The sequence below is a fragment of the Glycomyces algeriensis genome, assembly GCF_027622855.1.
GTDB lineage: Bacteria > Actinomycetota > Actinomycetes > Mycobacteriales > Micromonosporaceae > Glycomyces > Glycomyces algeriensis.
The window spans coordinates 1-13,970 of sequence record NZ_JAPZVR010000004.1 but is presented as its reverse complement, the minus strand read 5'-3'; the positions used below and the strand labels follow the sequence as shown (position 1 = coordinate 13,970).

The 13,970-nt window shown below is 62.6% G+C and carries 5 protein-coding genes and 1 pseudogene; 3 read left to right on the top strand and 3 right to left on the bottom strand.

The window, feature by feature from the left end; translation table 11 throughout:
* The first annotated feature begins 105 nt into the window (after positions 1 to 105).
* The 3 genes from O2L52_RS08640 to O2L52_RS08630 are packed head-to-tail and all read left to right on the top strand — an operon-like array spanning position 106 to position 11,079.
* A complete protein-coding gene (locus O2L52_RS08640; RefSeq protein ID WP_270114967.1) occupies positions 106 to 4,164 on the top strand; it encodes a LamG-like jellyroll fold domain-containing protein in 4,059 nt (1,352 codons plus the stop codon).
* A gap of 59 nt (positions 4,165 to 4,223) precedes the next feature.
* A complete protein-coding gene (locus O2L52_RS08635) occupies positions 4,224 to 10,565 on the top strand; it encodes an RHS repeat-associated core domain-containing protein (protein ID WP_270114966.1) in 6,342 nt (2,113 codons plus the stop codon).
* Positions 10,566 to 10,590: 25 nt separating this feature from the next.
* The gene (locus tag O2L52_RS08630) at positions 10,591 to 11,079 is read left to right on the top strand and encodes a hypothetical protein (protein ID WP_270114965.1); all 489 of its coding nucleotides are present in this window, start codon (positions 10,591 to 10,593) and stop codon (positions 11,077 to 11,079) included.
* Positions 11,080 to 11,179: 100 nt separating this feature from the next.
* On the opposite strand, the gene O2L52_RS08625 is transcribed toward O2L52_RS08630, so the two are convergent.
* The 3 genes and pseudogenes from O2L52_RS08625 to O2L52_RS08615 form a co-directional block, all read right to left on the bottom strand.
* Positions 11,180 to 11,392, bottom strand: a complete 213-nt coding sequence (locus O2L52_RS08625) for a hypothetical protein (protein WP_270114963.1) — start codon at positions 11,390 to 11,392, stop codon at positions 11,180 to 11,182.
* Positions 11,393 to 11,785: 393 nt separating this feature from the next.
* The gene (locus tag O2L52_RS08620) at positions 11,786 to 13,330 is read right to left on the bottom strand and encodes a DUF222 domain-containing protein (RefSeq protein WP_270114962.1); all 1,545 of its coding nucleotides are present in this window, start codon (positions 13,328 to 13,330) and stop codon (positions 11,786 to 11,788) included.
* Positions 13,331 to 13,758: 428 nt separating this feature from the next.
* A pseudogene (locus O2L52_RS08615) lies at positions 13,759 to 13,970 on the bottom strand (IS982 family transposase); the annotation flags it as partial.

The window sequence follows — 13,970 nt, the reverse complement described above, 5'->3', positions numbered from 1 at the left end:
GCGGCGCAGCCCAGTGCCGTGTGCACTCCTTTTGCTGCCGCTGTTCAGGTTTCGTTCAAGCGTCCCTTGACTTTTCGTCGCTGTACGCGCCCGCTGGTTCTCGGTGTGCTTGCCGCGCTCGGCCTGTCGGGTCTGGCGGTGCCGGCCTTGGCGCAGGACGAGATGCCTGAGCCGTGCCCGATCATGGCGGGCGCGCCCACCGAAGTTGAAGGCGAACTCGCGGCTGTCGAGGCCGCCGGTGCATGCGGCGTCGAGGTTGAGGTGACCGATCAGCGCAACGAGTTCGGGACCGTGGTAGCGCTGCCTTCCGGTGAACTCAAGGCCGAGATCGGTGTTGAGCCGATTCAAGCATTGGACGACTCAGGTGTATGGGCGCCGATCGACACCACGCTCGAGATCACGGGAGACGGGTCAGTCCGGCCGGTGAACATCACCGAGGACGTGGCCTTCTCCGGTGGCGGGACTAGTCCTTTGGCGGCTGTGGGTTATGGCGCGGAGGGTTCGTTCTCACTGTCGTGGCCAGGGGAGTTGCCCGCACCGGTGCTCGATGGCCCGCAGGCGGTCTACACCGAGGTGATGACCGGTGTGGACCTGGTGGTTGAGGCGACCGCTCAGGGCTTCCGCTACGACCTGGTCGTAGCCGATGCCGAGGCTGCTCAGAATCCGGATCTTGAGGCGATCATCTTCCCGGTCGAGGCAACGGGTGTCGAGTTGACGGCGCCTGAGACCGGGGCAGTCGAGGTCACGGTCGCTGGTCAGGCCGAGATGGCCTCAGGCGAAGCACTCATGTGGGAGGCGCCAGCCGATCACGACGGGACTGAGACTGTCCCGGAACTGACCGCGATCACTGACACACCGAGCGACCCCGACCAGGAAGTCGCCGCTGTCGAAGTGGCGTTGGAGTTCGAGGACCTCGTGCTGCGCCCCGACCTGGAGCTGCTGCGCGGTGAGGGCACGCGCTATCCGGTGGTGATCGACCCGCAGTGGAACGGCGGCATTCAGGACAACATCTGGGGCCTGGTGAACACCAAATACCCCGACGATGTCTTCTACCGCGGGAAGAACGCCTCGGGCAATGACTTCATGTCGAACACGGGGACTTACGGGAACGCCGGTGCTGGGCAGACCTGCGACTCTTGGACGCAACTTGACTGCCATGGCAGCACTTACGACATGCGTTCGATCTTCCGGATGGACACTGACACAGTCACCCAGAATGCCTACCGGATCCCTCACGCGGCTTACTTCAAGATCGTGCAGCGGCACTCGGCGTCGTGTTCGAACGGGGCTGCCAGGATTTGGCGGACCGGCAGCTACAACTCGAACGACACCTGGGACTCCCAGCCGGCGTGGTATGAGTCGGTGACGATCTCCTCGGCAAACAACGGGGCGAACTGCGATGGTTGGGCGTGGACGTCGTTCGACGTTACCTCGATGGTGAAGATGGCCCACGATGCCGGTTGGGCGAACCTCCATCTGGGGTTGCGGGCACCGGATGAGTCGCCGTCGCCGGATCTGCTGCAGTGGAACCGGTTCGACGCCGACACTGCGGTCTTGGAGATCTTCTACGACATCCGGCCGTATACGGTGAAACTACCCCAAACCAATGGCATCGGCTGCACCTCGACGGCGTCGAGCGCGCCGTGGATCACCGACCGGACTCCCACACTGTCGGCGCAGTACGGCTCCCAAGACTCGAAGATCAAGTACCACGTGCGGGTCCGCAACTCCACTACCGACGCGATCCTCCACGAGTACACCTCGGCCCCTGTCACCGCCGATACCCGCCACCCCTACACCGTGCCCGGAGCCAACCAGCTTGGTGACGGCCTGTATCACTGGCATGCCAGAAGCATCAGCACCACCAACAACGCCATCGCTTCCGATTGGACGACGGCATGTCGGATCAAGGTGGACGGCACCAAACCGTCGCCCCCGACTGTCACACCGGGGACGGACGCGCCGTACGCGGTCCGTGACACCGTGACCTTCACCCTGTCCTCGACCGACCCTACCGTCAACTCGATCTCGTCCGGTGTCGTCCGATTCGAATACTCCTGGGGTACCAGTACCCTCAATGAAGACCTCACTTCGACTGGAACAGCGACACTGACTCGTGCGAATCTGACCGCGGGCAGGCACGTGCTGTACGTCCGCTCAATGGATGCGGCCGGCAACCCCTCGAGTACGACGACCTACACATTCTTCGCCGGCACCGACATCCCCGCCACTCCCATGGCGACCTGGCGGTTCGAAGGCGACACGGCCGATGACACCGGCGAAGGCCACCATCTCACCCAGTTGGCAGGCGACACGGTCACGTACACCACCGACCGTGACGGCCGCCCGGCCTCGGCGCTTGCCTTGGACGGGTCCACGTGCCTGCACACCGGTGATGGCGTGATCTTCACCAGCGGGGCATACTCGCTGGCCGCATGGGTCCGACTTGACGAAGTGGACAACACGACTGAGCGGCCTCTGGCTCAGATCGGCGATACCGGCGCGGGCTTCCAAATGTGGTACTCCGCAGGTGACAACCGATGGTACTTCTCGGTCCTGGACGCGAACCAGAATTGGTACAGTATCGGAGCAGCACCCACCGCAGCACTAGGCGAATGGGAGCACATCGCCGCTACGTACGATCCCGATGCGGCCTTGATCCGCCTCTACTTGGGCGGGAACCTGGTCGGTGAACGGGCTGTCAGCTTCACGCCGTGGAACGCCGATAGCGATTTCGGGGTTGGCTGCAAGCCCGACGCGGCCGCCTCGACTGCGGTGAATGGCGCGATCGATCAGGTCGGGGTCTGGCAGGGCCTGCTTTCCCAGTCCCAGATCCAGGCGGCCATGATCGACTTGCCAGGCGCGACCATCCAGGCGGACTGGACCTTTAAAGACGACGGCACTGACGACTCGGTGTATGGGCGGCACCTGAACACCGACAACGTGGTCGTCGGAACCGACCCGTTCAACCGGCCTTCCGGCGAACTGGAACTGGACAACTTCACCTGTCTGGAATATCCCGGGCCCATCGTCGCCACCGACCGGTCGGTCACCATCGCCTCCTGGGTCAAGTTCAACAGGTCGGGAGAATCCGACACCATAGTCGCGCTCGCAGGCGCGAACAACAGCGCGCTCTTGCTGCGCAAACTCACCAGCGATCAAATCCAGTTCCGCATCACTTCCAGCGATGCCCTTGAAGACGGTTCAGCGACAGCGCCTGTCGTGTGGTCGCGGACGACACCCGTCGAGACTCCGCTCGCAGCGGACAAGTGGTACCACGTCACCGGTGTCTACGACAGCGCTGCGGGAACGATGAGCCTGTATCTGAATGGTGAACTTTCCAGCACTCGGACGGTGCCACAAGGCCTGTGGAAAGCTGAAGGACCGACCCTCGTCGGATGCTCCGGTCGGACCTCGGACAACTACCGCACGGCACACCTGGACGGATCGCTCCACGGCGTGAGCCTATGGCGCGGCGCCGTGGACGCCACCCAGATCGCCGGCATGATGGGGAATCCACCCGCTGACGGTGTGGCTTGGTGGGACCTTGACTCCAATGGGGATGAATGGACTGACAACGGCCACGGCCTGACGTTGGTGGACAATTACTCCTGGGTCCGAGGTGAGGACGGGACACGTGGCGGTGCGCTTGCGATCGCGCTCGACGGCGGCGGCTATGCCCACACTGCCGGGCCTGTAGTCGAAACGGATGAGTCGTTCACGATCGCTGCTTGGGTCAACCTCGATAGCCTCGCTGCTGATCAGGTCGCGGTGAGTATTGCCGGCGCCAGTCGCGGGGTCATCGATCTGAAGTACTCGCATGCGAGCGGCTCCTGGGAGTTTGCCGCACCACCTGACGGCACTTACGGGTGGCGCGTTGCCGAAGGCGCGCCGACACCGGTGGCCGGTGTCTGGACGCGTCTGGTCGGTGTCTATGACTTGCGCGCAGGCGAGTTGCGCCTCTACGTCGATGGTGTCCTTGCCGGGACTGCCACTGGTGTGGTCATGCCTGCCTCGGCCGGTCCCGTGGTGATCGGTGCCGAGCTCAATGCCGACGGCACCATCCGCGATGGACTGGTCGGTGCGGTCGACCGGGTGCAGATCTGGCTGGGCGCCCTCCCCTCCGAGACCATCGCCGCCACTCACCCGACCACCGAGGTGTAGTGGCCGTGCACACCCTGAATTCACGTCCTCAGCTGCGCTCGACATTCCGGAGCAACCCTATGAGCCTGCCGCGCTTGATTTCGACGATCCGTAGGGGGCTCGTCCTAGCGGTGGCTGCGACGATCACGTTGTCGTTGATGACTGCTGGTCCTGCCCTCGCGAGTGAGTTCCAGCGCGGGGCGCAGTCGACCTCGTCCACCCCGGTCGGTGGAATCGGCGCCGCTGAATCTTCGTTCAACGACGCGGCCGCCGACTGGGCGGGGTCGACCGAGACCGCGGCGAATGGGGGGGACTGGTCGGCGACCGACCTGGCCTCGGCCGGGTCGTGGTCGCAGGGCGGCTCCTCCGGCGGCTACTCCTACTCGTACGGGATGCGGGTGCCCCCTGCCACGGGTCCCGCACCCAGTCTGTCGTTGTCGTACTCTTCGGCGACCCATGACGGCCTGACCTCGGGCACGAACAACCAGGCCTCATGGATCGGCGACGGGTGGGGGTACTCGCCGGGGTTCATCGAACGGACCTACGCTGCCTGCGGATCGGAGGCGGAGCAAGACGGCAACAACGGTGAGGACCCCACCGGTGACCTGTGCTGGGATGGGGATTCTCCGTCGATCACGATGTCGCTGAACGGAACGAACACGCCACTGGTGCTCGACGATGCGACCGGTGAGTGGCGGGCGGCATCAGACGCCAATTGGCGGATCGAGAAGCTCGGCGCGGCAGCGAACGGCTCGAATGCCACCACCGAGCGGTGGAAGATCACCACGACCGACGGCACTCAGTACCTCTTCGCCGCCGACCCCACCACCACAGCCTCGCGGTGGACGGTGCCGGTGTTCGGCAACCACTCCGGGGAGCCCTGCTACACCGCAAACGACTTTGACGCATCGCGCTGCGCGCAGGCCTACCGGTGGATGCTCGACCAGGTCATCGATGTGCGCGGCAACATGACCCGGTACGTCTACGGGACCGAGACCGGCTACTACTCCCCGAATGTCGACAGCGAAGCGGCCGCGGTCGCCTATACCCGGGCGGGCTGGTTGAAGCGGATCGAGTATGGGCTGCGCTCTGGCGAACCCACTGTCAAACCCACCGGGCGCGTGCAGTTGATCGCTGCCGACCGGTGCCTGAGCAACTGCTACAACACCTCCGGTAGCCCGAAGGAATCGAGCTGGCCCGACATCCCCTGGGACCTGCAATGCGATTCAGGGACCGGCTGTGAGCAGTACGCGCCGGCATTCTTCTCCACCAAACGCCTCTCGAAGATCACCACCGAAGTCTGGAACACCGCCGGCGGCGTGTTCGACACCGTCGATTCCTGGACCCTCGCCCACAAGTTCAAGGCCTACGGCGACAAGTCACAAGTGGTGCTGTGGCTGTCCTCGATCCAGCACACCGGTCACGTCGGCGGCACCGCTACCTTGCCGGCCGTCGAGTTCGGCGGCACGTTCATGCCCAACCGCGTCGACGACGGGTCGGCGAACCCCTCGATCCAGCGACCGCGCCTGACATCGATCAAGAACGAATCCGGTGGCGTGACCACCGTTAACTACTCCGAGCCTGACTGCGGGCAAGGGAACCTGCCTACCCAGGCCGAGAACAACACCAAACGCTGCTACCCGGCATCGTATGTCCCCGAGGGCACGATGAACTCGGTCGAAGCCTACTTCCACAAGTACGTCGTCACCCAAGTGGCAGAAACCGACACCACCGGCGAATCCGCAACGGTCTGGACGAGCTACCAGTACTCCACTGCCGGTGGTGGCACCAGTGCGCTGTGGGCCTGGGACGACTCCGAGTTCACCGAGGACGAGGACCGCACCTACAACCAGTGGCGCGGGTACAGCCAGGTCACCACCCTGATCGGCGACCCCGCCGGATCCGAACCGCATTTGCGATCTGCGGCCCGCTACTACCGCGGCATGAACGGCCAGCCGCTCCCTGACGGGAGCGAACGTTCGGTGACACTCGCCAGCACCCGCGGCGACACCATCGCCGACCATGAGGCCCTCGCGGGGCAGGTCTGGGAGCAAATCGTCTACGACGGCTCCACCATCATCGGCTCGACCACAACCCAGTACTGGACCCGGAACACCGGCACTCGAACCCACGACGGCGGCGATCTCAAAGCCTGGATGAGCGCCCCCCGCCAAGTCGAAGCCGATACAAAACTATCGACCACCGCTTGGCGCACCACTCGCACGACCACAACGGAATTCGACGACTACGGCCGCGCGACCGAAGTCAGCACCCTCGGCGACACCGCGACCAGCGGCGATGAACGCTGCCAGCACACCACCTTCGCCGACAACACCGCGAAGTGGATCCTCCAGGCACCTTCACGGATCGAGACCGTCTCAGTCCCCTGCAGTACAGAGAACCCCTCCCGCCCGGGCGATATCGTCGGTGACGTCCGCGCCTACTACGACGGGAAAGCCTTCGGCGCAGCACCGACCTACGGAGAGATGACCAAGGCCGAGACGCTCGACCACTGGGATGCGGACCCGGTCTACGCGACCCTTGCATCCTCAACGTTTGACGCGCTCGGGCGGCAGATCACCACTACCGATGCACTCGGCGCCACCACCAGCATCGTCTACACCCCTGCCGGTGCGGGGCCCGTCACCAAGATGACCACCACGAATCCTCTCGGGCATATCGAGATCGGCGTGCTCGCGCCCGCGTGGGGTAGCGTGCTGTCGGCGACCGGTGTCAACGGGGAGGTCACGAGCGCCACTTATGACGCGCTCGGGCGCCGCACGGCGGTCTGGCTCCCGGGCCAGTCCCAGACCGGTGGCGCAGTGCCCAACCTGAAGTTCGCCTACACGGTGTCCGACATCGCCCCCAGTACCACCACCACCGAGACGATGATCTGGGACCAGTCCTACCTCACTGAGGTCCAGATATTCGACGCTCTCATGCGTCCCCGCCAGACCCAGGCCGAAACCTATGGTGGACGCCTGATCACCCAGACCGAGTACGACTCCCGCGGCCAAGTCATCTACGAATCCGGTGCGAGCTTCAACAACGACTCCGGGCCCACCGCGGACCTGGTGCGCATCTCTCGCTCCAACGACGTCTCGCGCACCGAATACGTCTACGACGGAGCCGGGCGCATCACCGACCAGATCTTCGTCGTCAAAGACGACGAGCAGTGGCGCATCACCACTGCATACGGCGGCAACGACGACTACTGGCAAGAAACGACCACACCGCCTGACGGTGCGTCGGCGACCGGCACCCTCACCGACGCCTTGGGGCGGACTGTGGAGGTCCACCGCTACCTAGGCAACACACCGACCGGCACCCCTGATACGACCAGCTACGACTACACCGCCGCCGGACTGCTTGAGACCGTGACCGACCCGGCCCAGAACATATGGACGTTCACCTACGACCTGCGCGGACGAAAGATCGCCGCCGACGACCCCGACAGCGGCCACACTGACCTCACGTACAACGCGGCGGACCAGGTCATCTCCACCACGACCACGAGGACGACCGAAGAAGACACGACCCTCGCCTATGTATACGACGAGCTCGGGCGCAAGACCGAGCTGTGGGAGGGAGCCGTCGGCACCGGTGGCACGCTCTTGTCGGAATGGACCTACGACACCGCGGTCAACGGCCTCGGCCTGCCCCATACCTCCACCAACTGGATCGGCGGCAAAGCCTGGACCGACGAGGTCTACGAATACGACGACGCCGGGCGGCCGATCGAAATCGTCAACTACCTGCCCTCCACCGCGGGGGCGCTCGCCGGGGAGTACTGGCAGGTCTACTCCTACCATCCTGATGGCAGCTTGCGGACCTCCCGCGCCAACGGCGTCGGCTCTCTGCGTCCCGAAACCATGCGCTACCACTACAACGCGATGGGCCAACCCACCCGCGTGATCGGCGAAAGCCCCGATTTCGGTGCCGCGAAGGTCTACGTCGACGCAGCGACCTACTCCCCGTACGGGCAGCTGCTCCAGCGCCGCCTCGGCGACCCCGCCGATGTCGGCGGGACCTCCGGGCAGGCCTGGCAGACCTGGATCTTCGAAGAAGGCACCGGGCGCCTGTCCGAGTTCTACTTCGACAAGGACACCGCCGGGGAATATGACGGCACCAACTACGGCATCGCCGCTCTCTCCTACGAATACGACGACGCCGGCAACGTCCTTTCCATCACCGATGAACCGGTCCACACCTCCGAAGCCCTCGCCCCTGAGACCCAGTGCTTCCAATACGACCACCACCGGCGACTCACCGAAGCCTGGTCACAAGCCGGCACCGGCGATTGCGCCACCACCCCCAGCGCCAGCGTCATCGGCGGCCCCGCCGACTACTGGTCCTCCTACGAGTACGACCTCACCGGCAACCGCACCAGCGAAAACCGGTGGAACGGCAGCAGCCAGACCACCTACGACTACACCTTCCCCGCCGCACGCGGCGACCACCCGCACGCCCTCAGCGAGGTCACCTCCACCGCCAATGGCGGCGAGCGCACCGCGTTCACCTATGACAAAGCTGGCTACACCACCTCCATCGACCGCGGCGGCGACCTCGCCCTCCTCGACTGGACCGCCACAGGGCGCCTCGACACCATCAAGCAGGGTGAAGACGCCACTACCCAGTTCTTCGACGACGCCCAGGGCAAGCGCATCGCCCGCATCGACCCCAACGGCGACATCACCGCCTGGGTCGCCGGATACGAACTGCACTACAACGCCACCACCGGCGTCAAACAGGCCACCCGCTACTACACCCACGGCGGATCCGCAATCGCCGTGAGAGTCGGCAAGGGCGACATCCAGTTCCTCTCCGGCGACCACCACGGCACCGGCCAATGGATCGTCAACGGCAACACCCTCACCACCAAAGTCCGCCGCTTCGACCCGTTCGGCAACGACCGCTCCGCCACCGCATGGGTCGAACGCGACGGCACCTACGGTTCCGACACCTGGCCTGACGAACGCGGATTCATCGGCGGCATCGACAACAAGAACCTCGGCCTGACCACCATCGGCGCCAGAGAATACGACCCGATCTACGGCCGATTCATCTCCGTCGACCCCATCGCCGACTACGCCGACGCCCAACAACTCAACGGCTACGCTTACGCCCTCAACAACCCACTCGTCTTCTCCGACCCCACCGGTCTAAGCGCCGAAGCCCCAATCCCGGGCATGGTCCCCACCTATTGCGGAGGCACACCATTCGGATGCACCGGCTGGCACTGGCCCGACAACGACGACGAGGGTACAAGCCCCACCCCCGATGCTCCGGATGCTCCAGACTCGCCGTCATCGCCAGGGAACAACACTTCCGCTTGCGTCCCTTCATCACCAACATTCGACGGTGAAGGGCCCATCAGCGCAGGCTGCGGCACCTCCGGGAGCATCCTAGATTTCGGAGCATTCCTACTCAGTGGGATCGTCCAGGCTGTCTATACGTTGACTGTTGAGGATGCAGTCAATTGCGCGAATGACCCGAATTGGACTGATTGCATCTTTGCTGTAGTCGGATTCGTGCCTGGTGCGGGAAAATTGGCAGGTTTCATCGGCGACCTGATCCTCAAGTATGCGGATGAACTCCTCCCCTACGGCGATGACGTAGCAGCAGGGGCGACGAAGGCCTGCAACAGCTTCGTCGCAGGGACCCTCGTCGTCATGGCCGACGGCACCGTCAAACCCATTGAAGAGGTCAAGGCAGGCGAGGAAGTCCTTGCGCAAGATGTAACCACCGGCGAAGTTGTCACCGCGGTCGTCTCCGACACGATGACTACCCCGGAACAACTCCGCAACCTGGTCACCATCGAAGTCGACACTGACGGCGACGGTAAAGGCGACGCCCAAATCACCGCTACTGCCGGACACGCATTCTGGGAGATTGAGCTAAGCGGCTCCCAGGAGTCGTGGTCCCATGCAAGTGACTTGCAAGTGGGATCGTGGCTGAAAAGCATTGATGGTACTTGGGTAGAAATCATCAAAACCAGCCATTTCGCGGTTGATGTTGACACCTTCAATCTTAGTGTCAAAGGTCTTCATACCTACTTCATTACGGCAAATGATGATTCTATCCTGGTGCACAATCAGGCAACAAAATGTACGGTCTCAGATGGCGCCTTTAACCATGCTTGGGATGATCACAAGGCAGGCGGAACTTATCATCAGAGTGGCGATATGGGGAATGTGCTCGCAGATGACATAACGGAGTCAGAATTTAGAAAGATGATCGATGAAGCGATTAAAAATGGAACCAGAACTCCGCGATCCTCATCTGATCCCCGTGAGGGATTCCTGATTCGATATGAGTTTGACGACAATATCGGATACAATGGGCAATATACGATCGAACTCGCATTCGACGCGAATGGAAACCTATCCACCGCATATCCAACGTGGAACTCGGCAGGGTGATCGATTATATACTTGGAGGAAATTGATGTGGCTGATGATCACCCCGGTGGGATCGGATTCTTCGTGGGATGCCGACTGGGTCCCTCGCAATAATCCTTGGGGCGAAATAGTTGGATGGAATGAATTGAGTGATGCTGGATTTCTCTGGCACCATTTCACCATCAATTATGAGCTCATCCTTGGGGGAGTAGACTTTTCGCGAAGAGGAATTGGAGTCTCGCTATTCGATTTCGCGTTCATGTTGTCCTGGGTGGAGATAGAACTTAACCGAACAGGGAAATGTTTGACTAGTTTGTCGAACATGGATCTGTGGTTCTCCTTTGAACTCCGAAATGAGCTGGTGTACATCCAGGCGAGCTACGTGGAAGAAGTAGCCGTTTGCTCACTTGGCGAGATTGCGGAACTGTCGTCGAGCGCGGTTTTTGATTCATTTAGATTGATTGGAAAATTTCACCCTGAATGCCGAAATAGTCACTACTTGAAAAATAAACTTCAGGGATTTCTACGACTGTAATTTTATTTGTGCGCGATTTCAGTTCAATGGAGCAACTTCAAAGCACAGCGGCTTTGGTTCTTGGAGTCTTTAGTACTGCTGCGGCACTTGGCGGTTCAGGTCAGGAGACCGAGGTCGAGGGTCGCGTTCCGGGCAGAAGTACTCCGGTGTACTCGGCAAGTTCGAATGCTTTGGTCTCATCGCCCGGATTCATCCGGACTTCGAAGTCCGATCCGTCTTCGAAGGTGAGTCGGAAGAAGACCGGGTCAATGGCGCAGAGCAGCTCCCATCCTTTGACCGCTTGCGGATCGCCGAGTTCCTCGACTGAGAGCACGCCCGTGGCGATCAGTCCCGAGGGGCGCTCGTGGCGTTGTGCGACCGCTGACCAATGCCTTGTTAATGAGCTCCGAGATCGATATGCGGTAGTTATCGAAGTCTGGCGTAGCGCAAACGATATATTCTTAGCGGTCATCATCGCTTGGATGAACTCGTTAATAGGATCCGAAGCGGGGATATCGATTCCGAAACACCGGTCAACTTCGAGGTATTGGAGAGGTACTGAACCGATGTCCAGGATTCATTTGACAGACTTGGACTTCCGGGTGTGCCAGATCAGTTTCGACACACTGCTCGAACTCCAGTTGGAGGCTGAGGGCCGAAGCTGGTCGACTCGATGGAGCTCTGTCGAGAGCCTTCGCAGTCAGGTTAAGGAAGACTTCGTCATCCTTCAGTCGCTGCTTCGCGAAAAGAGGGATGGGGCCGTGCGGGCATACCGATGCCTTGTCCTCTTCTCAGATGCTGTCGGCAGGGGTTCTGGCGGGGTCGCCACGATCGATATCGATCCGCAGAGGTACGCATCGCTGGAACGACTCGATAGGGACCCAGATGTCCGGCTCGCGTTCGCCCGAATGTTCTCACTCGCGGTGGGTGGGATATCGATCGTGCCAAACAAGTAGGGATTGGTATCAGCTTGGCCATCCTGGGGTGGAAGAGATACGCCCCCGGCATGTTGGGATCCCAGTGGCGCGTGTCCAGGCGGCCCGCTTCTCGACATCCGCCATTCATACTGTATGAATTCCTGCAGATGGCTGCTCATTTTGGTGGTGCGCATCACAATTATCGGGGAGTTTGGGCGATGATAGGCTTTGACCAGGGCAAACGTAGGGCGTAAATCCGTAACCTTTGACCAGTGCTGGATGTGGTGGGCTTCAGTCCAGGCGACCGGGCGGGAACAGCCGGTCCAGGCGCAGCCTTCGGGTTGCTCGAGTTCAAGCTTGCGGCGCAGTGCGGTGTTGGGGAGTCGCAGGGCTCGGCCCAGTTCGACTGCTTCACCGGTGGCGTAGTTGAAGACCGAGGGGATGACTCCGGCTTCGCAGGCGAGGAGGCGGGCGCGGGCGACGCTGATCGGGGCGCCTTCCAGGAGGGGGAGGCGGCCGGTGTCCTTGCCCTGCAACGTCTCGATGTCGACGGTCAGGTCCAGGGTCGCGGTGTGGCCGTGCCGGGTCGCGGCCTGCGGGGAGGACCCGTAACCGGCGAGCAACTGGTGGAGGGCTTCGGCATGCCGGTTGGCGGCCGGTGGCAGGAGCCCGGTCTCGTCGGCCTCATCGGCGCGCGGGGGAGGGCAGGAGGTCTGCAGGTACTTCTCCAGGAGCCTGCCGGTTGCCTCGGAGAGGTCGGCGTCCAGGTGCCACATGCCGTTGCCGGTCTCGGTCAGCTCCAAGCGCTGCAACGACTGCGCACCCAGCTCGTCGAACAGTTCGGCTTCTTCGGCGATCGAGGCCCACAGCTCATCGAGGTGGCGGCGCAGTTCGTTGAAGGAGGCGTGGGCGCAGTACTGGGCGATCATCGCCTCAGGGGTGGCGCACTGGACCGCGGGGTCGAAGGGCGAGGCCACCGGAGTGCGGAAGGGGGTGCGGGCGAACAGGCGCATTGAAGGGGTCTGGTCGAGCTGGCGGACGGCGAAGGCGACCTGGTCGATCCGGGCCGCCCCAGAGGTGGCGGCCTCGGCAAGCAGGGAGAACTTCCTGGAGAGGCGGGCGATCGCGGCGATGTCAGCGGCCGTGCGGTTGTGGAAGTCGAACTGGGACACCAGGAGGTCGCGGAGGGCGGAGAAGCCGAACTCGGAGCGGTGGAGGTTCTCCTCTTTCATGGAGATGACCGCAGTGAGGACCTGGGCGTGCTGGGCGTTGATCGCAGCGGCGGCGGTATCGAGGGCCGAGCGGAGGGCGGCAGCTCGGGAGTGCCGCTCGACGGGGTGGGCTGGAGTGGTCATCGGTCTCGCCTCCCTTCCGCTTTTCTCGAATAAACTGCTGGTTTTCGATTCCTTGTTCGTATTTCAATGATGACACATTGGTGTTGTGGTGTCATCACTCAATGGGGTGAATATTCCATTGAGGAGCATCGATGTCTGCCCCAGTTGTGCCACGTACCGCCTTGGGCCGCAACAGGAAGCTCTCACGACGCTGCCCGACGGCCGCACTGCACACCCGCCCCGACTCAGTCCTCTTTGTCGCCGCCCGATTGAACGCCGCATTGATCGAATCCGGCAGCCGCAGCGAGCCTTTCGCCGCTCGCGACCTTTTCGTCGCTGCCCGCTTGAACCGCTACCGGATTCGGCGGCAAAGTGAGCCGCCCGGAACACCCCCTTCGCGTCCCGGGCGGCGGATGGCACCGGCGGCCTAGATGGTTGATTCCTTGGGGTCAGTGGTCGTAGGCGGTCAAGGAGCGTAGGACTGGTTGGCGTTGTTGGTCGTTGTGCCAGATGGCGGCGGTCAGGGCGAGGATCCGTTGGGTGACTCGGGCGCATACTCCTTGGGGTGTGCGCCCGTTGTGGCGTTCGAGGTCGAGCTGGGCTTTGAAGGTCTGGTTGATCGATTCGATGACCTGGCGCAGGGGCCGGAACAGGGTGGTGC

Coding starts and splice junctions, on each gene's coding strand:
- O2L52_RS08635 (WP_270114966.1), top strand. CDS start 4,224: ATGAGCCTGCCGCGCTTGATTTCGACGATCCGTAGGGGGCTCGTCCTA.
- O2L52_RS08630 (WP_270114965.1), top strand. CDS start 10,591: ATGTGGCTGATGATCACCCCGGTGGGATCGGATTCTTCGTGGGATGCC.
- O2L52_RS08620 (WP_270114962.1), bottom strand. CDS start 13,330: ATGACCACTCCAGCCCACCCCGTCGAGCGGCACTCCCGAGCTGCCGCC.